The organism is Streptomyces sp. (assembly GCF_031181555.1).
Classification (GTDB): Bacteria; Actinomycetota; Actinomycetes; order Streptomycetales; family Streptomycetaceae; genus Streptomyces; species Streptomyces fimbriatus.
The window spans coordinates 12,448-38,716 of sequence record NZ_JAPSKQ010000029.1 but is presented as its reverse complement, the minus strand read 5'-3'; the positions used below and the strand labels follow the sequence as shown (position 1 = coordinate 38,716).

Genomic DNA, 26,269 nt, shown 5'->3' with positions numbered 1-26,269 from the left:
CGTCATCCCCCCGGCGCGGGGATCACCAGGACGGCGCCCACGGTGCGGAAGTCGGTCAGGTCGTCGGGATCCAGGGCGGCGTTGGCGTCGGCGACGAGCCAGTAGGCCAGCGGGTCGCCCAGGTAGCGCTGGGCGACGAGGTCCAGACGGTCTCCCTCGGCCACCGTGTGCAGCGCCAGCGGCCGTCCGGCCGTGAGGCCGGGCACGTGCCGCCGCACCCGCAGGTGACGTACCTGCCGCAGGCCCTCGACCGGGTCCTCGACGGTGGTGGTCGCCGTACCGACTCCGTCGTACCGGCTGGCTCCGAGCGCTCTGTCAGACACCGGCCGCACCTCCCGCCACCGCGGTCGCGGCCGTGGCGCCGGCCACGAGGGCCATCGTCTCCTTCATCACGTGGTGCACCAGGAAGAGCGCGTGGCCGGCGTCGTTCACGGACAGGTCGTTGTAGGAGAGGACCTGGGCCGACATCTGCACGGAGGCCCGGGTGGGGAACAGCTCGGGCGAGAAGGACTCCTCGGTGATCGTGAGACTCTCGATGCGGACCGGAACCACCCGCCCCGGACCCCAGATCAGCAGGGTGAGCGGGCTCTCCATGGGGAGGATCTCAATGGTGCCGGCCAGCAGCATCGCCGTGTTCTCCACCACCGTGGCGATGCCCGGATAGAGCAGCATCTCCAGCACGGCGAGCTGGGGCGCGACGCCGGTCAGCGCGGCCACCGGATCGCCGCGTTCCAACTGGTCGGTGGCGTCGACGCTGACCGTGAGGGAGACCGTCTCCACGGGTGCCCCCCACAGCCGGTGGGCGTCCGCGGCGCCGGAGGGCTGCGAGGAGGCGGGACCGCGCGGACGCAGCGTGCGGACGACCTGGTCGGGGTTGTACTGGAAGACCACCAGCCGTGACAGCGGCCCGCTGCTGTCGACCGCCACCACGGCGCCCCGCAGGGTACGGGGACTGCCCGGAAAACCGCTCATGGACGAGTCCTGCCCCGGTCGACGTCACTGTGGCGTCACCAGAACGTAGCGAGCGGTACTGCGATCACTCGCACGAGTGATCGCAGGCGGAGCGGGTTCCCGCCGGGCCGTCGGAGCACATACATCAGCTGTTCAGTTCGTCATCTGTTCACTTCGTAACGACCGGATACAGCAGTGGGACCGGGCGGGCAGACCGGACACCCGTGGGAGGGATCATGCCGGGAAGTGTTTTCGTCCCCAGCAGCACCGCTGATCCCGAAAGCGGAACAGGTGTCTCGCGCGGTTGCCCAGCCTCTGCGGCGCCGCAGACCCGGTTGTTCCTCAGCTTGCTCGGGCCGTTCCGGCTGGAAGCCGGCGGCCGGGAAATCCGGCTCCCCATTGGAGCCCAGCGCGTTCTGGCACTGCTGGCGCTGCAGGGAAGGATGAGCCGCAGCCGGCTGGCAGGCACGCTCTGGCCGGACTCCACGGAGGACCGGGCCCGGGCCTGCCTGCGCACGTCTCTATGGCGTGCAAACCAGGCTGTGCCCGGGGTCGTGGCCGTCACCGCGGCCACGGCGGACCTCTCCGCCCTGCTGGCGGTGGACGTGCAGCGCCTAGTGCGGGAGGCCCGGGACGCCTGGCAGCACGGTCCGACTCCCTCCGTCCAACTGCGGTGCCTGCCCGGTGAGGTCAGGGAACTGCTGCCGGACTGGGACGACGAATGGCTCAACGCCGACCGGGAACGCGTGCGCCAGCTCCAGATGCACCTCCAGGAGGCTCTCGCCGAGCAACTGACGTCCGAGGGCCGCTACGGGCTCGCGCTCGAAGTCGCTCTGGCCACGCTTCGTTTGGACGTGACCCGGGAGAGTGCCCACCGCGCGGTGATCCGCATCCACCTCGCGGAGGGAAACATCAGCGAAGCGCGACGTGCCTATGCAACCTGCAAGCGTGTACTGCGGGACGAACTCGGCGTCGCTCCGACCCGGCTGACGGCGCAGATGCTCGAGTGATGCCCATGGGCGGGATGACGGCACCTTCGACCATGGGCCGCCGCGTCGAACCGTCAAAGGCACAGGTCGCTGGGCGCGTGCAGGACGGTCACCCCGAAGCCCCAGCGGTCCCGCAGCAGAGCCGCCAGCTCCTTGTCCGACACCATGTACCGGTACTGGAGCCCGCACTCCCGGGCCACCCGCTGATGCCGCAGCATCTGCTCGTCCACCTTGTCCCGCTGCCAACGAGCCCACCAGGCGGCACTGCCGTAGTTGCGTACGTAGGAGGCATACCCGCACTTGCACTCGTAGGCGGTGTTCCCTGCCAGCGCGTCGAAGACCACGCCCTCCGGGTCACCAGGCGGCATTACCCGAACCTCGTGGTCGGTGCGGGTGACTTCCTGGCAGTAGAACGTGGCCACCGGGTCGCGGCCCCATGCCCCGCTCATCGCCCGAAAGGTGCACCCGTTCCGCTCGTATTCTGCGCCGATCACCCTTCTGGGCGCGGACACGCCCTTCCTCCTTACCGCTTCGTGGAAGGTCTTGCGCCGCTTCTCGCCGCCCGGGTCGAGGGTCGGCGCGATCCTGATGCGCCGTACGTCCAGACGGCCCTTGGGCTGCGCGAGCGGCCGGGGCGCCTTGCCGATCAGCTGGCGCACCGTCGGGATGTAGGTGGCCGCGACGGACTCCAGGTCCTCCTCGGTGGTGGCCTGCGCCACGTCGTGCTCGATCGCGTCGAGGATGTGGAAGAAATACACAGCATGCCGGACCGTCCCGGACTCCGTGGCGATCGCTCCGCGGCCGGCGATGGTGAGGAAATCCGGTGGTCGGCCGCCCCGGTCGAGGGTCGCCTGAGGAACCTCCGCCCCCGCGACCGCTGCTTCCGACTCTCCTTGTGCCTCCAGCATGTCAAGGAGTTCCCCCAGCGCAGGGTCACGGAGCGCGTAGCGCTGACCGGTCCGTGGCTCGACGTCCGGCCGCCGCACCGTACCCGGGGCCGGACGCCCCGGCAGGGGGATGTGCCCGGTGAACGGGGCCTGGTACTGCTGCGGCGGTGCCGTTCTGGGCAACGTCATCGTCTGGCGCTGGACGAGCACCGGCGATTCGTCCTCCTCACAAGGGCAACCGGGGTGGGTGGTGCCGCCACAGCGCGCCAGTTTCGGTGGGGTGGCGGAGTGTGTCACCCGGAACGTGCGGCCCGACGCCACTGCCCGGCCGGCGGCGCGCGCCTCCTGTTCTGCCGCGTCCGTGGGCTCGCTGAGCACGAGTGCCCGGTGCGGTCCGCCGACCGGGCGGGCCGCACCTGTGCCGTTCTGGGCGACGTGCGCCAATTCGTGGGCGAGAAGTTCCTGGCCTGCAGCGTCCCCGGGAGCGAAGGCCCCGCGGGCAAAGGCCACGTCCTTACCCACGGTGTATGCAGTGGCGTGCAGCGACTCCGCCGCCTCCTGCGCTCTCTGCCCGGTGTGGATGCGAACTGTGGAGAAATCTGCTCCGAGGCGGGCCTCCATCACTGCGCGCACACGAGGCTCCAGAGGAGCGCCCTCTTGGCGGGACAGCAGTCGCGTGACGCGCGTGCGCGGCCGTCGCCGCACGGACTGCTTCCCACGGTCCACTCGTCGGTCCTGGGGATGTTCGAGCACCATCGCTGCCTCCAGGCTTTCGCCTTGGGCACAATCAGTGCAATTCTTCCACCTGGACCCGCCCCGAACAATTGCCCTGTGGTTTGATCGCTGCAAATATTGAACCCGGAACCGGATAGCCTCCTCCAGTTCTCCTTTCGGCTGTTTACTCTTTGCACGCGGTACCCTGCGGTCGGTCTCTTGTGCTCCTCAGCCGGCGTCTCTACTTCGATAGCGGGTGCAGTCATGGGCGAGGTACGAGTCACTCTCCTGCGGACTTCCGGGATCCACGTATCGGCGGGCGACGAGGTCGTGGTGCAGCTTCCCGAGAACGCCACCACGGGCTATCTCTGGTCGATCCAGCGCGTCGACGGCGTTCTCGACGTGATTGGTGACGACCATCAGTTCTTCGGGCAGCCGTTGCCCGGATCCGGTGGGCAGCGGATCGTGCGGGTCCGAGCCCCTGCGGCCGGCGAAGGCATGCTGCAGCTCGTGTTGAAACGGCCCTGGGAGAGCGCAGTGCAAGACCGGCGCGAGGTCCGGATTCTGGTCAGCGGTTAGGTGGCAAGGGCCGGGCAGCGGCTGGAACGAACGGTCAGGGCCGCCCCCGACCGGGGGCGGCCCTGGCGAAGGCGGCGCGCCTGCTCACCACAGATAGATCTCGTGGACCATCCCGTCCGGCTCCTCCCGGAAGGTGATCGGCCGCCCCGTCTGACGGGCCTGGGCCGCCAGCGTGGTGAGAACCGTGAACGCGGCGTCCGAGCCGTTGTAGACCTTCTTCCACGTGCCGCCCTTGACGTGCAGGTACGCGTTGCGGGTCTGGCCCATCGACCACATCCCGTCCACCAGGACGTTCTGGACCCAGCCCCCGTGGCGGATCCGCCGGCCTCGATCGTCTGGAGGGCCAACTCCGTTGTCCTGCTGTCCGGGTGCACCACCGGTCGGGCCTCACCGACCGCCTCCTCGAACCGGACCGCCCTGGCGTCGGGCCTCGGCCGTCCGGACTCGGTGAGCGGGATGGCCGACAGACCCACGTCCACGCCCGGTGGCAGCGTGACCGGTCTGCCCGCACCGCCGTCCGGGGCATGTGCGGCGCTGTATCCGGTGGGCGCCTTCGTGGGCGCCTCCAGCGTGCTCGTCATCTGCGGGCTCATCCTCTACTACTCCTGATCTCGGGTGCCATGTCGTTGCTCACGGGTCTCACCAGGCGTAGACCTGCTGGACCCTGCCACTGTCCTCGAACAGCCCCACCTTCGCGCCGGCCGACTTCGAGGCGGCGAGTGCGGTCAGCATCGCCGCGTCGGTCGAAGAGACGTTGCTGCCGAGGCTCAGCCAGCCGCGGAGTTCTCCGTAGGCCCACACGTTGGCGTCGACCTCGTTGCTCCACAGCCCGAGGATGCGCTGGTCGGCGAGCCAGGCCCGCAGACTGACACCCTGGACGCCACAGGTGTGCCAGCTCTCGATGCCGCACTCGCCGTAGCCGATGCGGAAGAAGCCGTGCTCGCCCCAGTCGGTTCCCCAACTGTTCTTGGCGATCCAGCAGGACGGTGCGTCGTCGTAGCCGACCAGGCTGACGCAGTGACCGCCGGCGAGGGTGTCGGTCTGCCGACGGTAGACCCCGCCCCCGTAGCTGAAGAAGTTCTGGTAGACGTAGAAGCAGGCGACGACGGACCCGTAGGTGGCGATGTCACGCTTGATCGCGGCCGGATCGTTGGTGTTGTTCGTCCAGTTGACGACCTTGGCGTGGCGGTTGGGCCAGTCCGGGTTCAGCCTGCTGCTGTCCTGGTCCCGGTCCGTGTAGGGGAAGTAGTCCTCGAAGGTGATGCCCGAGTCCCGGGCCTTCTCGAGCAGCGGTTCCGGGAGCCAGCCGGTTGAGCACGTGGCACCCGCCTCCCGGCCGTAGCCGTAGAAGGCGTGCGCCTCGGAGAAGTCGGCAGGGAGGAACGGCGCCCGGTCGATGTACCGGACCACGTGCTCCATGGTCGCCACGGTGCCGAACGCGACGCATGACCCGCAGCTCTTCTGGTCCTTCACGGGTGTCGTGTAGTCCAGGCCTCCGATGTCGCGGAGGTCGAACGACGAGGGGAACTCCGCCCCGGCCGTGGCTTCCCGTGCGACCGCGGTCTGTTGCTCCTGCGCGGACATGATCTCGGCGTGCTCGGCTTCGTCGACCGGCACGCCCAGCCGGGTGACGCGCTGTTCCTCGGTCAGCCGTGTCATCGAGTTGCTGACCGCTCGCCAGGGATTGCCGGCGCGCTCCAGGGTCGCCCGGAGTTCTACGAGGTCGATGGGGTCGTTCACAGGCATGGCAACGCCTCCCACATGTATTTCGGGGGAAGGCCGAGCCGAACCACTTGAGGAGCCAGGGCAAGGCTCGCCTGCCCGGTGGGGGCGGCCCTCGACGATGTGCCTGGTGGCAATTCAGTGCACACCGGCGCGGCGCGGTTCGCCACTCGAAGCACACGGGCCCGCACCCTGCGTCATGCCCCGGGCCGATGTGACTGTCTGGCTGTTGCGGGTGTCCGTGGTTCCGGTGAGGGCCAACTCCGTGGTGTGAGGCCCCGCTTATCCTCGGCGCGGGCGGTGGTCCACCGGGCCCGACCGGGTGACCGCGGGTCGCCTGAGACCACGGCCGGCTGCCCGAGCCGGAAGGACGGAGTGCTTGCCTCCCCGAGAACCGCGGCCAGGTGAGGTTGCGGCCACGGGGCCAGGTCAGACACTGAAAGCAGAGGCATGTCGATGAAGGTGGACGTTCGGCGTCCGCACGGAAGAGGAATGCGACGTGACCACCGGAGCGGACAAGGACCACCCGCACGCGGTACGGCTGATCTTCGAGTACGAGGGGACGGACATCCGCCTCGTATCCCGGCAGCGGGTGGAGATGATTCCGCCGCCCAGCGACCGGTTGGCCGACCAGCGGTCGGCCCAGGGCATCTGGGCCGAGGTCCGGGACGCCGGGCACAACGCGCTCTACCGATGCGTCCTGCACGATCCGGTGCGGCACGACGTCGAGGTCTTCTCCGAGGATTCCGATCGGTCCATCGCCAGGGTCCCGGTGGAGACCCCCCGGGGAACCTTCGCGATCCTTGTCCCCGACATCGAGGCCGCGGACCATGTCGCGCTCGTCGGCAGCCCGATCGGCCGCACACCGGGGCTCGCCCCTCCGGCCGAGCTCGCCCGCTTCGACTTGCGTCCGGGCCCGGACGATGCCCCGGACGCCGGAGACGGGGGCCGGTGACATGACCACCGCCGACGGAACCGTGCTCGGTACCACCAAGATCGCCGACAGCGGGCCCGCTGCCCGGCGCTGGAACCTGGTGATCACGGGTGACGGCTACACCGGCGCGCAGATGGGCCGGTTCGCCGACGACGCCCGGTCGTTCGCGGACACGCTGCTCGCGACCCCGCCCTTCGACTCCCTGCGCGACGCCGTCAACGTGTACCGCGTGGACGTCCGCTCGACCGACAGCGGCGCCGCCGACCCCGCGGAGTGCGGTGGCTCCGCGGCGGCGCCCCGGACGTACTTCGACGCGTCCTTCTGCACCAACGGAGCCCGTCGGCTGCTGGCCGTCGACGACACCACCGTGCTCACGCTCGCAGGCGATCAGGTGCCCCAGTGGAACATGGTGATCGTCGCCGTGAACTCCACGGTGTACGGCGGTTCCGGCGGCTCGGTGGCGGTCTACTCCCTCGCACCGGGCGCCAACGAGATCGCCCTGCACGAGATCGGCCACACCGCCTTCCGCCTGGCGGACGAGTACGACTACTACCGCGGCTGCGGCGTGGACACCGACCGCGACCGCCATCCCTTCTTCGAACCCGCACAGCCCAACGTCACCGTCGACGCCGACCGGGCGACGAACAAGTGGCGGGACCTCGTCCTGCCGGCCACCCCGATGCCGACGACGTCCAACCCCGACTGCTCGCAGTGCGACACCCGGCCCAGCCCGGTGCCGGCGGCCACGGTCGGCGCCTTCGAGGGCGCCCACTACCACCACTGCGGCGCCTACCGCCCCCAGTTCGACTGCCGCATGCGGGCACTGGGCCACCCCTTCTGCGCGGTGTGCACGGAGCAGATCCGCCGGACCCTCCAGCCCTACCTCGCGGCGCGGGAGGACTGAGCACCGCGCCCACGGGGGCGTCCGCCGACGGCACCCCCGGGCGGCCGGCTGCCGCAGTGACCGGGAGGAGGCGGCCGGGCGGGCTCACCGCGCGAGCGAGGACCTGCCGGACTTGGCGAGTTCCCACTGCAGCGCCGTCCGGACGTGTTCCCCGGTGACCGGCGTCCGCTCGGCCGCGGCGAGGTACGCGGCCGACAGGGCCACCGAGGCGATGCCGCCGCCGGCCAGGTCCTCGGCGGCCAGGGCGGCCGCGTCGAGGCCGTCGACCGGGGCGCGGGCGGGGAACGCCCCACGCCACAGGGTCTCGCGCGTCGAGACGTCCGGGTAGGGAAAGGTGACGACGGTGTGCAGCCGGCGGGTGAACGCCGGGTCCAGGGCCGACCGCGCGTTCGTGGTGAGGATCGCCAGACCGCGGAACGACTCCAGCCGCTGGAGCAGGTAGCCGGTCTGGAGGTTGGCGTAGCGGTCGTGGCTGTCGCGGACCTCGGTGCGCCTGCCGAAGAGCGCGTCGGCCTCGTCGAAGAGCAGGACCGCAGCGCTGTCCTCGGCCGCCGCGAAGACCTCGCGCAGGTGCCGCTCCGTCTCACCCACCCACTTGCTCACCACCTGGCTGAGGTCGACCCGCACCAGGTCGAGGCCCAGATCGGCCGCCAGCACCTCGGCCGCCAGCGTCTTGCCGGTGCCGCTGGGACCGGCGAACAGCGCGATGCGGCCGAGGCCCTGTGCGGGGCGGCCCGCGAACCCCCAGTCGTCCAGGACGGTGGCACGGTGCCGCACCGAGGAGACCAGCGCGCGCAACTGGGCCCGCTGGCTTTCTGGCAGCACCAGGTCGTCCCAGTCGGCCCGGGGACGCAGTACCTGGGCCAGCTCCGTGACGGACGGCCTGGCCCGCTCCCGGCACGCCTGCCACAGGGGAGTTCCCGAGGCGGCGTCCCGCGCGGCGGCCTCGGCGGCGTCGAGGGTCAGGTCGAACACGCCCGCCGCCTGATCCGCCTGAGCGGTGGGCGCGCCGGCCCGGTGGAGAGCGGACCGCAGCAGCTCGCGGCGTTCGTCCAGTTCCAGCCGGTGGATTTCGACACCGGTCAGGGCATGGCTGCCCAGCGGAGCCTGGTCCCCCGACAACAGGGCGAGGGGGGCGCCGAGGTCCTCTGCCAAGCGGGCGACGCGGTCGCGCTCCACAGGGTCTGCGTAATCCAGGGCGATGCCCCAGGCGCAGTCCGCCAGGACGGTCTCGCGCTTCATCGTCCAGAGCGTCCGGCACAGCTCGCCGGCGTCGGAGGGCAGGTCGGCGACCTGCGCCACCAGCAGCGTCCGATCCCCTCGGGCGGCCGCCGCAGCGGCCACCGCGCGCAGATTCGCCGCCTGCGGACCGTACAGGTGGACGGCCCGCCGGTGGGCCCAGGACTCGGCCACCGAAACCGCAGCCAGCCGCAGCGACCCGGGCAGGTACGGCGGGGCGGGTACGGGGCGCGCCACCGCCGCCAGTTCGGGGTCCAGGTATCCGGCACCCGCCAGATGGTGCAGGACCCGCTCGTCGACCGCCAGCGGGCTGAACGTCGGTGCGGAGGGGTCGAGGAGGCGTACCAGGTTCCAGCGGCGCAGTGGCGCCGAGGGAGTCAGCGCGCTCCAGTGCGCCTCCGGAAGGACGGAGAGCGCGGCGCCGAAGGAAGGCCGAGCGGAGCCGCAGGCCGCCATCAGCTCCTCGCCCACCGCCGCGACGAGGTCGGGGCCGGCCACCAGCAGGAGGAGTGACCGTTCGAAGGCGGAGAGGCCGAAGCCCCGTGCCACCCGGTCCAGGGCGCTCTCCCCGGGCAGTAGGCGGCGGGCCGAGGCAAGGGCCTCCTCCGCCTTTCGGCGGTCGGTGTCGGTAGCGTCAAGACGCAGCAGCAGTCTGAGGATGCCCAGCTCGGCGACGAGATGGTCGCGGTTGGCGTTCTCCCACACGTCGGCGGGCGTGGGTCCGCTCATGACGGCCGGAGCGGGACGGCGGGGGAACCGTGCGGTTGGTCCACCGGCTCCGGAAGGCTGTCGACCCCGTCCACCTGTACCCGGACCAGCCACGCGCCGGAGGGCACCTCGCCGTGGGACACCCGCAGCATGGGCTGGGGCGGGGTGCCCGGGGCCTTGGGCGGCAGGACGACGGTCACTGTGCCGGGGCCGATCCCGCCGGAACCGGGAGGTCTGGAGAACAGGAGGGTCGCCTGCTGGCAGGCGAACAGCGGGGGCGTCAGGTCGAGCAGGACGCCGGTCTTACCGGACACCGCCCGCGTCACCGTCGGCCGCACGGTGACGGGCAGCGCGTTGGACGCGCCGGCCACCCGCGGCGGACCGTCGCCGGGTTCCTCCGCGGTGAGGTGGAGCACTTGGACGGGATGCAGCCCCGCGGGCACGACGTCGCCGGTCGCGACGCTCAGCAGCGACGACGTGCCGCCGGGCAGCGGGTCGAGTTCCACGGGACCGATCCGCACCCGGGTGACGGGGCCGAGCAGCCGCTCGCCCCGGAGCACGAGCGGATCCCCGGACACGGCCGGCGAATTCGCCCCGGCCCCGCCGACGGACGTCAGCCGCGGCGCGGGCGCCGCGTGAACGGTGACGGCCCGCTCCCGGACCGGCAACGCCCTGTGGGTGGTGACCGGCTCCTCCACCAGGACAACGGTGGCGGTGTAGGTCACCGAGAGCTGGTAGGGCGTTTGCGGAAAGACGGACCAGAGCTTCGACAGCTCGTCGGACGACAGGGTGGTGGGGGTGATCCTGACGGGTTCCCGCTGGGCGGCGAGGTCGGACTCCCTGAGGAACGCGGTGTCGTCCACGCCGGCGTAGGCGTCCACGGCTGCGGCCACCAGCCGCGGGCCGAGCACCGGGTTCACGGCGAGAGCGGTGACGGCGCGGCCGAGCAGCCGCTGCGCCTCCAGGGCCGAGTCCTTCCCGTGGCAGGTGATGAGGTAGTGGAGGTCCAGCGCCTGCAGCGGGCGGCTGAGGAACGCCGCCTCGTGGTCGCGCCCCGGCAGGTCGGCCGAACGCAGGGCGGCGTTGGGCGTCACCCGGTAGAGGAAGACGTTGACGCCGGCCGAGTGGACGAGGTCGGCGGACCCGAGGCGGTCGGGCCGCAGCGTCGTCACCTGGGCGTCCGCCACCGCGCCCGGGTGCTGCTCGTGCAGCGCCCGGGCGAGTACGTAGCGCAGTGCCGACGTCGCCGTGGCGATCGCCAGGTGGTTGCTCAACGGTTCTCCTTGTCCCTCCGGGCCAGGTAGGCGTCCAGGTCGACGCGCGGCGCGGGACGGACCGGTGCAGGCGCGGCCGGGGCCGGCGGCGGCGCGGGCGGGAGGACTTCGATCCGGGCGATGTGCAGATGGACGGCCGGAGTGCCGGAGGCGTCGTCGTACGCGGAGGGAGTCCGACGGGCCGCCGTGGTACGGACGGTGGCCGTACCCGCACGCGGAGCCGGCGCGGGCTCCCCGGCCTCGGCCGTCCTGACCTCGACCGGGGCGGAGGGGGGCAGCACCCCCCGCCCGGTGAGCACCGGCACCACATGGTCACGGACCAGCTCCACCGTGTCGGGCGTCTGGGGCCCGGGGTGCCGCTTCCGAGGGCCCGAGGGCGCCGGCTCCGGCCGCTGCGGGGTCCCGGCACCGGCCGGAGCCGGGCTGTCGGGGAACGCGGGAGGGCTCGCGCCGGGGCGGGTCGGCTGCGGTGACCGCGCGTCGGCGCCGGCCCGCCCTTGGTGCTGCGGGCGGTGTTCCCGGAACGGATCCGTTCGCGTGTCCGCGGACGGCGCGGCGCCTGTCCTCCCGGCTTCCGCCCGGTGGGGCGCCCGGCCGGGCGACGGGTGGCCGGCCTGCACGTGCTTCCGGGACCGCTCGTGGCCGGGCAAGGACGCGGGACGGCCCGGGGAGCCGGCCGGGCCGGTGTCCTCGCCCCTTGGCGGAGCGGTGGCGGACACCGGTTCCGGCCGTGGCGCCTGCGGCACGGGAGAGGGCCGAGCCGGTCGCCGGACGGGGCGGCTTCGGGGGGAAGGCCCGTCGGGCGGTGGCGCCACAGGCGCCGCCGTTCCGGGGGACCGGTCGGTCCGCGCGGCGGGCTGCTCCCGACCGTGGTCGTCCGCCGCGGCGGGCGGCGCGGCGGGTGGCGGTGCGGCCTCAGGGCCGACGGCGTTCAGGAGTGCGGTGTCCTCGGTGCCGGTGGCCGACCCGGGGGAACGGCTGCGGGAGGGACGTCGCGCGGAAGACCCGGCGTCAACGCCGGGCCCGGTCCTCCCGGCCTGCCCGCGGCCCTCCTGGGGCGCCGGCGACCCGCTCGCGGCGGGCGGCCGGTCGGCGTCGCGCGGGACGCCGTGCGTGCCGGGGGCGTCAGGTGACGTCGGCGGTGTCGTACCGGGCGCCTGGCCGAGGTCCGGCTCGCGCACGCCGTGGGCGCCCGCTCCCACCGTTCCGGAGCGGCCGGCGACCGGGGCACCAGGCGCGGCCGTCGACGACGGCGGCGGCCAACCGGCGCGGGAGGGGCGGGTGTCCGCGTGCGGTGACCGGGCGTGCTCCGGCTCCTCGCCCCTGACTCCTGCGTGACGAGAAGGGCTCCCGGATTCGCCCGGGGACGGAGCGGCAACCGCGGTCTCCGACGCATGGTCGCCCGGCGACGCGGTCTCCTCGTCTCCGCCGGGCGCCGTGACGCCCTCCGCCGGGGTGACGGCGGGGACCGGTGGAACCGGTCCAGGGTGAAAGGCCGCCGATCGACCGACGGAAGGGACGCCCGTCGGCCCCGGCGGCGGTTGCGGTACGGCGTCCGCCGCCCCCGCCGGGGCGGTCACCTCGCCGGTGGGCACCGGGGCCGTCGCAACGGCCGCAGAGGACACCCCCTCGGCACGCTTTCCGACGGCCGCATCGGGCACGTCGTCCACCGCCGGCGCGGGAGGGGTCCAGGGCGACGTGTCCTCGGACATGTCCTCGAGCGTGCGCCGTTCGCCGGGCCGGGCCGGGGGCTCGTAGCGGGAGCCGCGGCGCAGGACCAGCCGCGATTCCGTCCCGAGTGCGCGCCGGGCCATCCGTTCGAAGAATCCCGTCACGTCTCCACCCGTTCGAGATAGGCGGCCCTGCGGGCCGCCGGCATCGCCAGGAGGTCCGCCTCGCTCCACCCGAAGGCCCGGGCGAGGACGGCGACCTCCTCCATCAGCGCGGGAGCGGCGATGTCGACGCGGTCCCAGAGCACGGCCGCGGTGTCCAGCGCGGCGCGTACCTGTTCGCCGCAGGCCGGGCACCGCACGCACAGGGTCGTCATCGTGGCGGCGGTGATCGCCTCCGCCGCCTCGTCCAGGAGCGATGCCTCCTCTTGGGTGAGCTGCGCGGGGTCGACGGGGCTTCCGTCACCGCGGCGCACGCAGCGGGACAGCAGGACGGCGCACGCACGGTCAGGCGTCGCCGCCGCCGCGAGCAGGTCCCTCGTGGTCGGTGCGCGCACGGTGAACTCCCCGACGGCCGCTTGCCGGGGACCGGCCGTCGCGGCCGTCAGGAGTTCCTCCGTGTTGGGCAGCGAGACCTGCGCGGAGAGCAGCTCCCCGCACGACGAGCAGGTGATCACCCCCGCCACCTCACGGCCGAACGCCGTCGCGTGGGCGAGTGCCGCGAGTGCGGCGCACTCACCCACCCCCAGATCGAGCACCGAGTCGAGATCCGGGCACAGGCCCGCGAGCTGGACCAGGACCGCTCCGCGCCCCGCGACGGGCGCCACCGACGCCTGGTCCCAGGCCTCCAGCAGCAGTTCCGGCTCGGCGAGGTCGCGCACGCCGTACTGCTGCTCCGCCGCCCGACCGGGCGGACGGACGCGGCTCACGGCTCGACGAACGAGGGTTCCACCGGCTCCGTCACCGTGGTGTCGCGTTCCCATCCCTCGTTCTCCAGCTTGATCGACTGAATCGCCACGGCGTTGGCGTTGGCGTCGAGATCGGGCAGGGCGTGGAACTCCGACACCCAGCACCGGTACACCTTGTACGCGAGGGCCAGCTGTCCCGCCTCGTTGTAGACCTCGATGATCACGTCCTTGCGGAAATCCTTGAGGGACGTCTCGGCACCGAGCCCGGCCCCCCAGTTCCACACCTTCCCGGCCCACTGTTCGAACTCCGGGTCGTGTGTGACTCCGCGTTCGAGCGTGATGGCGTCGTACTCGGTGCGCCCCGGCGACTTCCGGCTGCTGCTCGGATCACCGCCGTGGCGGTGCCTGACGACTTCCGTGGTCCGCTTCAGGGCGCTCACCTTGCTCACCCCGGCCACGTACCGGCCGTCCCACCGGACCCGGAACTTGAAATTCTTGTAGGGGTCGAAGCGCGTCGCGTTGACGGTGAAGTCGGCCATGTCGCACCTTCCGGGATCATCCTGCCGCTTCGGCAGTCTTCTGCTGGATTCCGATGACGACGAACTCGGCCGGCTTGAGGGGGGCGAAGCCGACACTGATGTTCACGATGCCGCGGTCGATGTCGTACTGCGTGGTCGTCTCGGCGTCGCAGGCCACGAAGTAGGCGTCGCGCGGGGTCTTTCCCTGGAAGGCGCCCTGCCGGAAGAGATCCTGCATGAAGGCCCCCAGCGAGGTGCGGATCTGACTCCACAGCCGCTCGTCGTTGGGTTCGAACACCACCCACTGGGTGCCGCGTCTCAGGCTCTCCTCCAGGAAGAGGGCGAGGCGGCGCACCGGCACGTACTTGTACTCGTCGGCCAGGGCGTCGGCGCCGCGCAGGGTGCGGGCCCCCCACACCACCGACCCGGCCTGGGGGAACGAGCGCAGGCAGTTGATCCCCAGCGGGTTGAGCTCGTCGCTGTCGCCGTCCGTCATCGGGTGGGACAGTCCGGCCGCACCGAGGATTCCGGCGTCCATGCCCGCCGGGGCCTTCCACACACCCCTGGTCGCATCGGTACGCGTCATCACCCCGGCGATCGCGCCACTGGGCACGAACTCGCCGATCGCGCCGTCGCGCAACGGGTCGGCCGCGCGGACACGGGGGAGGTAGAAAACGCCGTTGCGGGTCGCCAGGCCCGACAGGGACAGCTTCTCCAGCCAGGCCGGGGCGTCGCGTGGCACGATCGTGGGCGGCGGGTCCACCAGCAGGACCGCTCTGCGCCGGTGGCAGAAGTCCAGGGCGTCCGACCACACCTGTGCGGGCAGTTCACCACCCGGGTCGGACGGCGGAAGGCACAGCAGGTTGAAGTCCCCCGTCGCCAGGGCGCCGAGCCCCTTCCCGCCGGTGTAGTCGGCCGCGGTGAGCGCCCCGCCGTCGGTCGCCGTGCCCGCCTGGAGAACCCGGTAGACGCCCTTGGACGGGCGGGCCGGAGGCTCGGGAGGACGGTCGACCCGTACCAGCTGTGACGCCTGGAGCACGATGTCCACGCGTCGAGGGCCGTCGGCCACGGTCAGGTTCAGGAACTCCTCGCGGGGTGAGCCGTCGTCGCCTTCCCCGATGCGCAGGTGGAAGACCTCGTCATCTTCCGTCCCGCCGTCGGCCCGCGCCAGCTCCCGGGTGTGACCCTGTCCCGGGTGGACGACCTCGACCCACAGGTGATTGCCCCACGAGCCCGGGCCGGACGCCTTGAGCTGGAGGCCGCCGGCGTCCAGCCGGGCGAGGCCGGCGCCGCCGGCGGCACGGACCACCAGCGCGGTGCTACCGCCGTTGAGGTAGAAGTCGCGCACCGCGTAGGACAGCCCGCTCTCACGCCACAACCCTCCGAACACCTGGGTGAACTCGGCCATGGAGCGGACCGTCACCGGCTCACCCACCGGGCCGCGGGCGGTCCGGCCGACGAAGGCGGTGACGGAGGTGGAGACCCCGGTGACGGCCCTGCTGCCGCTCGGACGCTCCGTGACGTAGACGCCCGGACCAGCGAGGCGAGGTTGTGGCATGGTGGCTCCCTCCACGACGGTCTGTCGTACGGGACCCTGCCTCGCGCCCGTCACCGGGGCGTGACGACGACGTCACGCACGGCCCGGACGCGAGGGTGACGCACGGGTGACACCGCCGTGCGAATACTCGACCCAGGTGTGCCGAGCGGAGCGAGTTGGAGGCTAGCCGTGGTGAAACTGTCCGTGACCTCGTCCGTCCTGATCGAAGAGGGCCCCGCCCTCTCCCTGACGTCGGAGCTCGAGGTCGAGTCGTACGCCGTGGCCACGGTGACCCTGGACCAGGGCGCCTCGCGCGACGTCTCCCTGCTGCCTCAGGACGGAACGCCCGTCCTGCTCGCGGTGCGGGCGAGCACGGAGTCCGGCGAGTCCGCCACGGTACGCGTCCGCCCCAACCCGTCGGAGACCGGCGACGGCGAGGAGAACTGGATCAGTGTCGCGGGGACACTGCTGATCAGTGGAGCCGACGTGCTGAAGGAGATCGGCACGCCGCGGGCGTTGGGCATCGAGAACACCGGCGCCGAACCGGCGACGGTCGACGTCCTCAGCTGCCTGGATCTGTCCTGACGGGGCCGGCGCCCCGCGGCGCGTCGCCGGGGCCGCCCTCCGCCTTCGGCTCCCCGTCCGGGCCGGTCAGCTCCTCGAGCACCTGGACCGCTCCGCTGATGCGCAGCAGGGTCTCCCGGAGCTCGGCCTCGTGCCGCACCAGCCGGCCGAGCTGCTCCTCCCCGGCTCGGTACTCCTGCCGGAGCTCGGCCAGACGCGCCTGAGGATCCTGTGGCATGACTAACGTCCCCTCGTGTCGGGAGTGGTGGCGTGCATGGGGGCGGCGGCGGGGGGCATCGCGAACTCTCCCGTCCTCTGCTCTTCTCCCGGCTTGTCGGCTTCGGCCACAAGGCGGTTCTCCTTCGCCCACGCGTCGTGCCGCTTGCCGCTCACCTGCCAGCAGACCTTGGTGGCGGGCGCGTCGGTACGGAGGGTGAAGCTGCTTTCCTCGAGCTCTCGGACCAGGGTTGCCATCACGGGCCGGTCGGCGATCGGGGTGAGCTGGTAACGGAAATCGTGGCTGAACGCCTCTACGTACGCCGGCAGGTACACCGTGGCCTCACCTTGCTCGTCGGTGACGACGGTGCCGTCGTACAGGGTCGTCATGTCCGGTGCCTGCACCGCCGAGTGCGAAAGGGTCTTGTTCACGGGGTCCAGAGGGTGGTCGACCGTCACCATGTGGTCGCGGCTGACCAGTGCCTGGTTCGAGTAGACGGCCTGTGCTGCCCAGATGGAGTAGGAGCTGCCCTGGGTCCTGCGGACGACGATCGGTCCGCCGTTCACGTCGAGTGCCAGGTGCCCGGGCGTCTGCTGGGTGAGGTGCATGACCGTGTACTTGCTGCCCGCGTGGTTCTTCAGATCCGCCGTTCCCAGCAGGGAGAGGGTGGTGTAGCCCGCGTGGCCCTGGGCGCTCAGCGTTCCCAGCAGGGAGAGGGCGGTGTAGCCCGTGTGGCCCTGGACACTCAGCGCCCCCTCAACAGTCGCCGCCAGGTAACCGGGGGAGGTGACCGTGTTGACGTATCCCGTGTCCACACGCCGTGCGTTGAGAGGTCCGGTCTCCAGGGAGTTGGTGCGGACCTTGCCGCTGGTGGTGTCCATCACGAGACCCCAGCCGGCGGTCGGGCCGTAGAGGCCGATGTGTCCGGTGTCCCGCATGCCGACGAAGCCGTTGTCGGTGCCGGAGGACTGCTGCCGGAACCAGATGCCGGCCGAGGAGTCGCTCCCCTGGCGTACCCGCATGCGGCGCGGGACGTCGAGGGCGTCACCGTCGTCGCCCGTGCCGATCGCGATCTGGTCCGTGCCCGACCACAGGCGGGCGTGCCCGCCCTGCGCGTACCAGCGCCAGCGCTGGCCCGCGCTCGGGTTCTCGACGAACGCGCCGGAGGACGCGGTGCGGTCGGCGAAGGAGAAGCCGCCCGCCGAGCCGCCGCTGTGCACCTCCGTCCCCTCGACGTGGAGACTTCGCTTGGGCTGGGTGGAGCCGATCGCCACATTGCCGGCCTGGTCGATCAGGAGCCGGTCGCGGGAAGCGGCGTCCTTGTCGGCGAGGTGCCAGCCGCCGTCGGCGCCCGCGTACATCCCGTAGGTTCTGCTCCCGGAGGCCGTGTTCCGCAACTGGAGCCCGGTGTCGAAGCCGGACGCGGTGGAGCTGACGCGGATCCCTCCGGCGCAGTCGACCGGCCCCGAGTCGACCTCCACACCCGCAGGCATCCGCACCTTCCTGCTGGCCCCGTCGACGGACAGAGCCAGTTGCCCGGAGCCGTCGGCCGACACCACCTTCAGCTCGACACCACCGCCGGGACTGGCCGCGAGGCCGGCGGCGGTCACATGGCCGACGCTCGACACGGCTCCGCCCTCCAGCAGCGGACGGCGCAGTTCCAGGCTCTCGGCAGTGACTCCAGCGGCGCGTCGGGACCCCACCACGACGCCTTTCACCACGCCGCCGGTCCCCAGCGTCACCTGCGCCAGCACCACCTGCTGCCCCGTACTCTCGGCCGCCGGTACGAGACGGAGCCAAGGAGCCTGCAGCAGCCCTGACTGTTGCGTTCCCATCACCTCGAAGGAGCCCTCGATCTCGCGCCAGCTCACCGTCAGCCGGTAGTCGCCCGGCGCGCGGCCGGTGGTTGGCAGAGCCGCCCCCTCCGCCCGCACCGGAAGCGTGTGCAGCTCCTCGGCAGTACCGCCCGGGGTGTCGGTCACCACCACGCCCCCTTCGGCCACTACGACGACGCGGCCCTGGGAATCGAGCGCTGTTCCTGGGGAGATCTTGACCTCGGCAGCGTCCCTCGCCGCGCTCACCCACAGGCCGTCAGCCACTCCTGAGATGTGCAGGGCAGAATTTGCCGCCATCCCCAATGGTGTCAGGTAGTTCTCGACATCAGTGCAATTCTGCGCCTCCGACGAGTAATTGTTCGCTTGCGTGTAGTGGCTGCGAGCCAAAGTCATGAGGATTCACCGCTTCTCGCTGTTCATCTCCATGCTCACCGACCTGTCAGAAAGCCTGGCTGGAGCGCGACTTGTACACCAGGTTACGTCGGACCCGGCATGATCGCCCCTGGATCGGTGTTCTCCGGTCGCATGCCGAAAATCAGCGATTCGAGTAAAAATGTCATTACCCGGGATTTCGCCGGCTTCGCCTCCGGCGTTCTGTCGGCCGGACAGGACGGGGAAAGGCTCTGAAACTAGCATGAAAAGCCAAGGATTTTCATCGGTCAGCCGCCGAGGCACGTCGTCGTCTGCTGCGGACGGCGACGTGCCTCGATTTCCTCTCTCACTTCCGCCCACCATGCTCCTTGAGCCACCGCAGCAACGCCGCGAACTCTGGAGACATGTCCGAGTCGGACTGTACGAGAACGGACGAGTGGCCGCCCTCCTCGACCGTGATCGAGTAGCTCATGGCATCCGGTGCGCGCCTGTGGGACTCCCGGTCTCCCGCGGCCGTCGCAGTCGCCGGGACGGCCGCGGCCACCAGTCGGGACAACTCGGCCGCGGCGCTCTCGGGCAGCGCGTCGGTGTCCACCACGTCCGGCGGGAGGCCGGCGATGACCGGCGCCGCCAGCCCGCCGTGCGTTGCCAAAGTAACCCTCATGACACCTCTCAGCCGTCCACCACTTCCGCTGTTCCCGCAGAGGCACCCGACGTCGGCCGCCGGGTGCCGCGACGTCAACGGCCGGTTGTCACGCGTCCCTTGAGCGCGGCCACGTCCCGGCTCAACTCCTGCACCTGGGCCGTCAGCGCCCTGACCGTCGCGAGGGCGTCCCCGTTCTGGCCGGCTGCGCGATTGCGTGCCCTTGCGAGCCCGGCCGAGACCCCGGTGATCGAGATGCCGACCTCCTGCCACGCCCCCAGCACGGCCATCTGTTCGGCGCTGCCGGTCTCGTACAGCTCTCCGGCCTTCCGGTACGTGGTGTCCGCGAACTCCTGGAAGCGTGTCTCGCTGTTGGACGCCTTGAGGGCCTCGTACCAGATGAGTCCGGGGGCCTCCCACGAGTACCCGCCGATGGTCGCCGCCGTCAGGTAGAACGCCTTGTTCGGGATGCCGGAGTTGTAGTGCACCCCACCCCAGTCCCCCTCGTAGGTGTCCGGCATGTTGAGGTACTTGGACATGTGGTCCGGCTGGGGGTCCTTGCCGAACTTCTCGGTGTTCCACGCATGACCGGGAGCCTTCATCGACCGCAGCGCGTCGGCCTCGATCTGAGGGGTGAAGACCTCACGGCCGATCAGCCAGTCCGCCTGCTCGGCGGTCTGACCCAGCGTCCACTGCTCGACCATCGCCCCGAACACGTCCGACATGGACTCGTTCAGGGCTCCGGACTGGTTGTGGTACTCGAGCCCCGCGGTGTGCTCGGTCACCCCGTGCCCCAGTTCATGGGCGATCACGGAGATCGAGCCGGTGAGGTCGGAGAAGATGCGACCGTCGCCGTCACCGAACACCATTTGGCGTCCGTCCCAGAATGCGTTGGCGAACTCGTAGCCGTAGTGGACGTATCCGTCCAGGCGCATCCCGTGACCGTCGATCGAGTTCCGGGCGTACACCCGCTGGAAGAAATCCCGAGTCTTGCCGAGCATGTCGAATGCCCGGTTGACGGAGACGTCGGCCGATTCCGGCCCGTCCTCGGACCGCGCGACAACCGCGAAGGGCAGAGACGTGGTGTTCCGGCAGTCGTAAACCGTCCTACGCGCGTTGCCGGGAGTGGCGACACCGGGGAAGGCTGCTCGCACCGCTCGCTCGCCGCGCAGGTGGGCCGTGGTGAGCAAGGTGTTCAGCGCGGCTTGACGGACCTCGCCGTCATCGCTTCTCAGCAGTTTTTCGAGCAGATACGGGGGGGTTATGCAGTGGCGTCGATGTTCGCTGGTCATCGCGGTACTCCGTGATCCAGGGGGTCTGTTCCTCGCTGCGAGGGCGCCCCGGGCCCCCGCACGCGGCCCGTCCGCGCTGGACGGGCGCATTCGTTCGGGACCGGCCGAGACGAATGTTCCGCCCGGCTGGTAACCGTTTCATGCACAAAAACATTATTTGGTGTGAGCTGTCTCACATGTCCATCATTGCACGTTCCGGGCTCGACGCCACATTGCTTTCCTGGTGCGGAGCCAGGGACTTTGCGTGTAGTCGATCTGTCCGTTGATCATGTGATTCCGAGGGCTGTGAGGGACCGTTGCGGGTGGTGGGCGGTATAGCGGCAGGCGGCGGCGATGTTTGTGTGGCCGTCCTGGCGGAACATGCTGATCGCGAGGTTGCGCAGGGTGGCCGTGCTGCGGGGCAGGCCACCCTGCGCATCCGGGAGGCGTCCTCGGCGAACGTGGTGTCGCGGACATGGTGCAGCTGGTTCTCGATCTTCCAGTGACCGCGAGTCCATCCCGCCAGCTCGGTCCCCGAGGCGGTGCCGGCGGAAAGGCCGGTGACGAAGTGCAGACGTTGGACGGACAGTTTTCCGCTGGTCAGGTCCTTGCACCAGCGCACGACCTGGAGGGTCTGGCGGGCACCGGGGTAGTTCAGGTGCCGGAAGGCCGCGGCCGTCAGCCGCCGGATCTCGATGCGGTGATGGCGGGTGGCTTTGTCGTAGTCGTCGAGACCGGTGTCCCTCCAGGACGGTCGCTTCAACTGCCGTAGCAGCCTGGGTTGGTTGGCCTTTACCACGGCGACGTAGTGCGCGTTGCGCGCTCGCAGCCACGCACCGTTCGCCAACCGGGTGCGGGCAGCGTCCGCCGTGACCACCGGCTCTCCAAGTCGACGCCTTGCAGTAGGGGATGAGGGCGGGCGTCTCGTTGCTCTTGTCCTCGATCTGCCGTTGCCCGAGTACGGTGCCGGCGTGGTCCATCGCGGCCAGCAGCCATACCGGCTTGCCGCCTGCCCGGCGCGATCCGCGCAGTACCTTGCCGACGACCGCCACCGCCCTCCGGCGTCCCGCTTCTTCAAGAGGGTCGCCTCTGGCCTGCAGAAATGCACAGATCGCGGCGTCGGAAGCGTCGCCGTCGAGCCGGTTGAGCAGCCGCATCACCGTGGTGAAGTGCGGCACCACGGCTGCTCTGCTGAAAGGATCGACGGCGAAGCCGAGGGTCAGGAGGAGCCCACGGGACGCGTCCGCGATCCACTCGGTGATCGCGGTCATAGATCTCGCGCCCGCCAGTACGCTCGCCGCGGCCGCCGGCACGATCGCCACCAGTGGGAAGTGCCGGCCACGGCGACTGCGTGGTTCGGGCAGAGCGGCAAGGAACCGGGCCAGACGGACAGCGTCGGGCAGCGGCTGTGGCGATGCAGTACGGGCCAGTTGCTCCAGCCCGCCAGGGGATGGGAGAAGATGGGGATGCAGGCACGGTCTTCGGTTGTGGTCATGCGGATTCGACACCTACATGATCACCGAGGCCGTGCCTGCACCTGCATCCTGGCCCGCGCACGCCGGACACCGGCGGACATCACCACCCGACTCAGCGCAAACCGCGAACACGCAAAGCCCCTGGGTGCGGAGCGGCCTCACATCTGCTCCTTCACATAACGCGCCCAACAGTTGGTTCACGCCTCGGCCGACCCGCCCTGCGAGCTGGGGGTGGGGTGGTCCTCGTTGTCCGGGATTCAGAGATCAGGCAGAAGAAAGGGCTCCAGCCGGCACAACTGTTGATCGCTCACATACCGTTCCAGTTCAGGCGGTCGATAAACCGATTCCCTGTCCCGCCGTTCCTTGGCGGGCACCACCAGGAATTCGTTCCCGTCGGGCACCCCGTCGCGGTTCTCGGCCCTTCCGATCGGGCGATGGAGCGGCCTGGACAGCCGGTACGCTCCCGTCCGCGACGCGTGCAGCCGGGCGAAGCCGTCCGGCCGCACCCTGAATTCGGTGCTCGCCTCCGCGCCCGCCGTCCTGGGCCCGCACTCACCGAGGACGCCGGGGTCGAAACGCAGCCCGTGTCTGTGGGCCTGGGCGGCCATCCACAGCAGGGGAATGTCGGACAGCCCGGTCTCCTGGTAGCCGCCGCCGACATCGCAGTGCACCCCGGCGAACCGGACCTGCTTCAGCGCTTGCCCCTGCTCAGCGGCACCGGCCTGCTGATGCCGCGGATGGGGTCTCCCGGGCGTAGGTCCTGCGGAACAGGGTGGCGGCGGCGTCGGTGGGCCGCTCGACCCGGTCGCGATACAGCGCCCAGGCCTCCCGCGTCCGGCCGACGTGGTCCCTGCGCAGGATGCCGCTGTTGCGCACGAGCCCCGCCAGACTGCGGACGGTGAACGCGCCACGGCTGAAGCCGAAGAGGTACAGGTCGTCGTCAGGCTCGTAGCTCTCCACGAGGAACCGGTAGGCGTCCAGGACGTTCCGGGACAGCCCCATGCCGAACGCGCCACCGCGCAGACGTTCCTGCCGGAGGATGCCGACGCCACTGTGGTAACACACGCGCTGCTCCCTGTCGGCGGCAGATCCCGGCCGGACGGACAGAGCGATCTTGGCGACGTTGGTCTTGCTCGGCTGGTCGGCGAAGTTCCACGTGCCGTCGCAGCACACCACCAGACGCTTCCCCATGACCACCCCTCCTCGCCAGGGCGCGGAGCAGCATGCGGCACCATCTCCAGTTTCCCACCGCACGTTGGCCTCACCAGAAGACGGCGGCCCACGCAGCGGCCCCGGTGGGCGTGCACGGCCCGCCGGTGATGACTGCCGAGCCGGTTGCCGGCCCGCGGGACCTCGGCCGACGGGACGCGTCGGCCGAGGGGAACACCCGGAACACACGCGTGCGGTCTCAGTGGCACCTGTCCGGCGGAATGCTCACACGACGTTCCAGCTGTCTTCGCCGAGCCAGCCTTCGGAGTCGGTGAGTTCATCGGGGACGTCGAGGGTCGGTGTCACGATGGATTCACGGCTGGACCGCGCCACGACAGCGTAGAGCTTGAAGGTGTGCACGGCGAAGGCGTCGAGCTTCGATTTCAGTCGTGGCCCGACGGCCACGACGAAGGAATCAGGGCTCTCGCCTCCTTGAAGGGGCCACTCGATGATCCACAAGTAGGTTCGCTCTTCGGTGTGGTCCTTGACGAGCACATGGCGGTCGTCATGCAACCCGGCCCTACGGTCCGTGAACGTCCGCGCGGCAGGGAGAAGTTCTTCGGCGACGAAGCGGTTGAACGCGTTCTCGTCCGCCTCAGGGCGCAGCGTGATGTGATGAATGCAAACCGCCATGCCTCTTCCTTCCGGTGCTGGTCCGAAGACGTCCGGATGCGGTCCGGGCGTCGTGGATCCGGCCCAAACGACCAGGTCCCTCCTGTGTCCGGACAGGAGTTCCCGGCGCCACGCCAGAGCTTCGGCTCCCGCTCCTCGGGGAGACGTCACAAGCCCTGGTTACCGTGCGGAGCGTTTCCTTCGCGTCCGGCTGGCTCTGCCGGCGATGCGATTCCGCCCCGACGGGCTGCACCTTCGGCTGCGACCGGACTCCTATGACATTTTCCTGTCCGTTTTCGAAGCGGGATCACGCGGGTGGTCGACCGCCCTCACACATGCGGTGATGCCTGGCCGGGCCGCTTCCGCTCCCTGTGAGGCTGTGTGCGCCCTTTCAGGCGGTGTGAAAGAATTGAGGTAGTCCCTGAGAAGCCCGAGTTGCCCTGACCGAAAGCGGGCTTCGACCGGAGGTGAGAAACATGGCGGTCGCCGATCCGAAAGCCACCCACGGAATGCTGGTGGTGGGGGAGGAGACGGCGTATCTCTCTCACCTGCCCATGTTCATGCGCCCTCACGACTTCCAGGTTCTGCTCGAGGCCGCCTTCACCAACGATGCGGGCGACGCTCAGCAGGTGTACGCCGACGACCGGCGGACGACCGGGACGGCCGTCTACACGCTGAAACCCGAACGCTTCGTCCTGACCGAGCTCGTCGGCGAGGACGGGCAACCCGCACGCACATCGTTCACCGGCACCCTGTTCCGCGGCCACTTCGAACGCGGCGGAACCGAACTCCTGGACCCGGTGACGGTCGAAGTGCGGCACGTCGTTCACTTCCGGCGGTTCGACCCCCACGCCGTCCGCCCCACGGAGCTGACCTACCTGGCCTTCGGCAAGGGTGACGAGCGGTTCCTCGCGCACCTCGTCACCATGCCCCCGGACTTCGACCACGTCGTTGCGATGCGGCAGGCCCCCGGTGCGTCGGGTGCCGAGCTCACCGACGACGTGCTGCGGAATGGGCCGGCCCTCGCGATCACCGGGAGGCCCGACGGCCCGGGCGACAGGCTGCGGGAGGGCGACCAGGTCGTCGCGGGCCTCGTCGGCGACGGGCCGGCCGGAACCGACCTGCGGCTCGTCACGGGGCGGGAGTTCTACCTCGAGGAAGGCGAGCTGGCGGCAGGGGAGCACTCACACTGAATCCGGCGTCACGACTCGTCCCCGGCGGAGCGGACTTCCGGCCCGCAGGTGTGCCCACTCCCTCGGGCAGCGACGCGGTGCCGCGTACACAGCCGGAGGCCCACACCGCCCCCGCCCAGGGAGCGGAGATACCCTCAGAAGTGAGGATTGCGGCCCCGGAAACCCGTGCAGGAGCGATGTCATGGGCCTGCTTCCGGTCGAGATCAAGGTCAACGTCGAGGGCGACGTGCCCGGTGCGCTGTCGGCTCTCGGGAGCTCGCGCGGCGTGCTGACCTCACGCCGGATCTGGTTCGCCGAGGACCAGCAAGGCGCCGCCGAGGGGCGGGTCCCATTGCTGGACAACGGCGTGATCGTGCGCTTCAGACTGGGCGGCGGATCGGAGGACCTGACGGTCAAGCTGCGTCCGTGCGACCGCGATCAGCTGGTCGGCCGGTTCTCCGACCCCTTCCAGGCGGGACCCTTCACCTACCGCATCGAGGAGGACTGGTCGAGCAACCGCCGTGTGCTGGCAGCCTCTCTGGTACGCGACTGCCCGCCCGGCACGCTGGGCGGGGCGGTGGAGCCGGGAGCCGATGCCGCTGCGGCGATGGACGCGGTGCAGGACCAGTTCCTGCACGCCTGTGCGCCCTCCGTCCCGCTCGACGGGTTGGCCGCGCTGGGGCCGGTCATGTCGACGGAGATCGACGACGTCCCGCTCGACGACCTGGAGGTCGATCTGGAGGTGTGGTCGGTGACCGGCCTGGAGTTCCTGGAAGCCTCGATCCGGGTGAAGCCCAAGGACGAGGACGACCGGGAGACGTTCACGGAACGGGCCGAGCGCAAGCAGCGGAAGCTCGAGGAGGCGGTTCGGGAGCGCGGGGTGGCGCTCTCCGAGCACCCCGAGAACAAGACCCGCCGTGTACTCACCGCCTTGGTGGAGGCCGGTGGCAGGCCCACCTGACCGGCCCCCTCCACCCGACGTCTCGTCGTACCGGGCGGCCGCGGCGGCCGCCCGGCGTACCCGCTCGTCACGGAAACCGCCTGTGAGTCCCATGGTTCCCACCGTCCCGTTGTCCGAGGACGCGGCACCGGACGAGGTGGGTGGTCGGTCCGTCGGAGTGGGAGGCACCTGGCACCGGATGTGAGACGGGACCGGTGAGACCGTGCCTGTTCCACGCGGCTTCGCCGGGGCGGCCACCGCCCGTCCGCCCGCCGTGAAGTACCGGCCCGTGGCTGGCCGAGGGCGGCACCGACGGGCAGGTGCCGGACGACACCGCGTCCGCTGCGTCACGCACCCTCATTTCCATAATGCGCCTCATACCGCAGCGTGACGAGCGCCGAGGTGTCCCACAGGCGGTGCGGAAG

The 26,269-nt window shown here is 70.7% G+C and carries 27 protein-coding genes and 2 pseudogenes; 8 read left to right on the top strand and 21 right to left on the bottom strand.

What is annotated here, in order from left to right:
* Window positions 1-2: 2 nt before the first annotated feature.
* Complete coding sequence (locus RIM90_RS09155) at window positions 3-323, bottom strand: hypothetical protein (protein ID WP_309060093.1); 321 nt, start codon at window positions 321-323, stop codon at window positions 3-5.
* Complete coding sequence (locus tag RIM90_RS09150) at window positions 316-972, bottom strand: hypothetical protein (protein WP_309060092.1); 657 nt, start codon at window positions 970-972, stop codon at window positions 316-318. The genes RIM90_RS09155 and RIM90_RS09150 overlap by 8 nt, the downstream gene beginning before the upstream one ends.
* Before the next feature lie 521 nt (window positions 973-1,493).
* On the opposite strand from RIM90_RS09150, the gene RIM90_RS09145 reads away from it, so the two are divergent.
* Complete coding sequence (locus RIM90_RS09145; protein ID WP_309060091.1) at window positions 1,494-1,961, top strand: bacterial transcriptional activator domain-containing protein; 468 nt, start codon at window positions 1,494-1,496, stop codon at window positions 1,959-1,961.
* A gap of 53 nt (window positions 1,962-2,014) precedes the next feature.
* On the opposite strand, the gene RIM90_RS09140 is transcribed toward RIM90_RS09145, so the two are convergent.
* On the bottom strand, window positions 2,015-3,016 hold the full coding sequence (locus tag RIM90_RS09140) for a hypothetical protein (protein WP_309060090.1): 1,002 nt from the start codon (window positions 3,014-3,016) through the stop codon (window positions 2,015-2,017).
* A gap of 237 nt (window positions 3,017-3,253) precedes the next feature.
* Window positions 3,254-3,583, bottom strand: a pseudogene (locus RIM90_RS31540) (DUF4157 domain-containing protein); the annotation flags it as partial.
* Window positions 3,584-3,805: 222 nt separating this feature from the next.
* On the opposite strand from RIM90_RS31540, the gene RIM90_RS09135 reads away from it, so the two are divergent.
* Window positions 3,806-4,120 carry a protease inhibitor I42 family protein gene (locus RIM90_RS09135; protein ID WP_309060089.1) on the top strand — a complete coding sequence of 105 codons (315 nt, stop codon included), beginning with the start codon at window positions 3,806-3,808 and terminating at the stop codon, window positions 4,118-4,120.
* Between the two features lie 84 nt (window positions 4,121-4,204).
* On the opposite strand, the gene RIM90_RS09130 is transcribed toward RIM90_RS09135, so the two are convergent.
* Entirely contained in the window at window positions 4,205-4,387 is a 183-nt protein-coding gene (locus RIM90_RS09130; RefSeq protein WP_309060088.1) for a hypothetical protein, read from the bottom strand.
* A gap of 189 nt (window positions 4,388-4,576) precedes the next feature.
* Between RIM90_RS09130 and RIM90_RS09125 the strand changes: the two genes are divergently transcribed.
* Entirely contained in the window at window positions 4,577-4,729 is a 153-nt protein-coding gene (locus RIM90_RS09125; protein ID WP_309060087.1) for a hypothetical protein, read from the top strand.
* 30 nt (window positions 4,730-4,759) lie between these two features.
* Here the strand turns inward: RIM90_RS09125 and RIM90_RS09120 are convergent, their stop codons facing one another.
* On the bottom strand, window positions 4,760-5,866 hold the full coding sequence (locus RIM90_RS09120; RefSeq protein ID WP_309060086.1) for a C1 family peptidase: 1,107 nt from the start codon (window positions 5,864-5,866) through the stop codon (window positions 4,760-4,762).
* 475 nt (window positions 5,867-6,341) lie between these two features.
* Between RIM90_RS09120 and RIM90_RS09115 the strand changes: the two genes are divergently transcribed.
* Together RIM90_RS09115 and RIM90_RS09110 are read left to right on the top strand one after the other, a co-directional pair.
* Entirely contained in the window at window positions 6,342-6,797 is a 456-nt protein-coding gene (locus RIM90_RS09115; RefSeq protein ID WP_309060085.1) for a hypothetical protein, read from the top strand.
* Window position 6,798: 1 nt separating this feature from the next.
* Window positions 6,799-7,680 (top strand): M64 family metallopeptidase, encoded by an 882-nt coding sequence (locus RIM90_RS09110; protein ID WP_309060084.1) that lies wholly within the window; start codon window positions 6,799-6,801, stop codon window positions 7,678-7,680.
* An 84-nt stretch (window positions 7,681-7,764) separates the two neighbouring features.
* Here the strand turns inward: RIM90_RS09110 and RIM90_RS09105 are convergent, their stop codons facing one another.
* From RIM90_RS09105 to RIM90_RS09080, 6 genes are all read right to left on the bottom strand, one after another.
* On the bottom strand, window positions 7,765-9,648 hold the full coding sequence (locus RIM90_RS09105; RefSeq protein ID WP_309060083.1) for an ATP-binding protein: 1,884 nt from the start codon (window positions 9,646-9,648) through the stop codon (window positions 7,765-7,767).
* Window positions 9,645-10,901, bottom strand: coding sequence for a DUF4255 domain-containing protein (locus RIM90_RS09100; protein WP_309060082.1), 1,257 nt, complete (start codon window positions 10,899-10,901; stop codon window positions 9,645-9,647). Before RIM90_RS09100 ends, RIM90_RS09105 begins: the two co-directional genes overlap by 4 nt.
* The gene (locus RIM90_RS09095) at window positions 10,898-11,230 is read right to left on the bottom strand and encodes a hypothetical protein (protein WP_309060081.1); all 333 of its coding nucleotides are present in this window, start codon (window positions 11,228-11,230) and stop codon (window positions 10,898-10,900) included. The genes RIM90_RS09100 and RIM90_RS09095 overlap by 4 nt, the downstream gene beginning before the upstream one ends.
* A gap of 1,502 nt (window positions 11,231-12,732) precedes the next feature.
* Window positions 12,733-13,500 carry a hypothetical protein gene (locus tag RIM90_RS09090; RefSeq protein WP_309060080.1) on the bottom strand — a complete coding sequence of 256 codons (768 nt, stop codon included), beginning with the start codon at window positions 13,498-13,500 and terminating at the stop codon, window positions 12,733-12,735.
* Window positions 13,497-14,018 carry a phage tail protein gene (locus RIM90_RS09085; protein WP_077800223.1) on the bottom strand — a complete coding sequence of 174 codons (522 nt, stop codon included), beginning with the start codon at window positions 14,016-14,018 and terminating at the stop codon, window positions 13,497-13,499. Before RIM90_RS09085 ends, RIM90_RS09090 begins: the two co-directional genes overlap by 4 nt.
* Window positions 14,019-14,034: 16 nt before the next feature.
* Complete coding sequence (locus RIM90_RS09080) at window positions 14,035-15,555, bottom strand: phage tail sheath subtilisin-like domain-containing protein (protein WP_309060079.1); 1,521 nt, start codon at window positions 15,553-15,555, stop codon at window positions 14,035-14,037.
* Between the two features lie 168 nt (window positions 15,556-15,723).
* Here RIM90_RS09080 and RIM90_RS09075 point away from each other — a divergent pair, with 168 nt between their 5' ends.
* Window positions 15,724-16,119, top strand: coding sequence for a hypothetical protein (locus RIM90_RS09075; protein ID WP_309060078.1), 396 nt, complete (start codon window positions 15,724-15,726; stop codon window positions 16,117-16,119).
* Here RIM90_RS09075 and RIM90_RS09070 read toward each other — a convergent pair.
* From RIM90_RS09070 to RIM90_RS09030, 9 genes and pseudogenes are all read right to left on the bottom strand, one after another.
* Window positions 16,097-16,336: a hypothetical protein gene (locus tag RIM90_RS09070; protein ID WP_309060077.1), complete on the bottom strand. Its 240-nt coding sequence runs from the start codon at window positions 16,334-16,336 to the stop codon at window positions 16,097-16,099. The two genes, RIM90_RS09075 and RIM90_RS09070, sit on opposite strands and share 23 nt — an antisense overlap.
* Window positions 16,337-16,338: 2 nt before the next feature.
* A complete protein-coding gene (locus RIM90_RS09065; RefSeq protein ID WP_309060076.1) occupies window positions 16,339-18,414 on the bottom strand; it encodes a hypothetical protein in 2,076 nt (691 codons plus the stop codon).
* Between the two features lie 454 nt (window positions 18,415-18,868).
* Window positions 18,869-19,174 (bottom strand): protealysin inhibitor emfourin, encoded by a 306-nt coding sequence (locus tag RIM90_RS09060; RefSeq protein ID WP_309060075.1) that lies wholly within the window; start codon window positions 19,172-19,174, stop codon window positions 18,869-18,871.
* 86 nt (window positions 19,175-19,260) lie between these two features.
* On the bottom strand, window positions 19,261-20,166 hold the full coding sequence (locus RIM90_RS09055) for a M4 family metallopeptidase (protein ID WP_375165413.1): 906 nt from the start codon (window positions 20,164-20,166) through the stop codon (window positions 19,261-19,263).
* 463 nt (window positions 20,167-20,629) lie between these two features.
* Window positions 20,630-21,313: an ISAs1 family transposase gene (locus RIM90_RS09050; RefSeq protein ID WP_309060074.1), complete on the bottom strand. Its 684-nt coding sequence runs from the start codon at window positions 21,311-21,313 to the stop codon at window positions 20,630-20,632.
* Window positions 21,314-21,596: 283 nt separating this feature from the next.
* Window positions 21,597-21,758 (bottom strand): annotated as a pseudogene (locus RIM90_RS09045) (ISAs1 family transposase); the annotation flags it as partial.
* A 410-nt stretch (window positions 21,759-22,168) separates the two neighbouring features.
* Window positions 22,169-22,582 carry a hypothetical protein gene (locus RIM90_RS09040; protein ID WP_309060073.1) on the bottom strand — a complete coding sequence of 138 codons (414 nt, stop codon included), beginning with the start codon at window positions 22,580-22,582 and terminating at the stop codon, window positions 22,169-22,171.
* Window positions 22,583-22,619: 37 nt separating this feature from the next.
* A complete protein-coding gene (locus tag RIM90_RS09035; RefSeq protein ID WP_309060072.1) occupies window positions 22,620-23,102 on the bottom strand; it encodes a DUF2235 domain-containing protein in 483 nt (160 codons plus the stop codon).
* A 243-nt stretch (window positions 23,103-23,345) separates the two neighbouring features.
* Window positions 23,346-23,753 (bottom strand): hypothetical protein, encoded by a 408-nt coding sequence (locus RIM90_RS09030; protein WP_309060071.1) that lies wholly within the window; start codon window positions 23,751-23,753, stop codon window positions 23,346-23,348.
* 455 nt (window positions 23,754-24,208) lie between these two features.
* On the opposite strand from RIM90_RS09030, the gene RIM90_RS09025 reads away from it, so the two are divergent.
* The gene (locus RIM90_RS09025; protein ID WP_309060070.1) at window positions 24,209-24,925 is read left to right on the top strand and encodes a hypothetical protein; all 717 of its coding nucleotides are present in this window, start codon (window positions 24,209-24,211) and stop codon (window positions 24,923-24,925) included.
* Between the two features lie 181 nt (window positions 24,926-25,106).
* Window positions 25,107-25,865, top strand: coding sequence for a hypothetical protein (locus RIM90_RS09020; RefSeq protein WP_309060069.1), 759 nt, complete (start codon window positions 25,107-25,109; stop codon window positions 25,863-25,865).
* Window positions 25,866-26,269 lie beyond the last annotated feature (404 nt).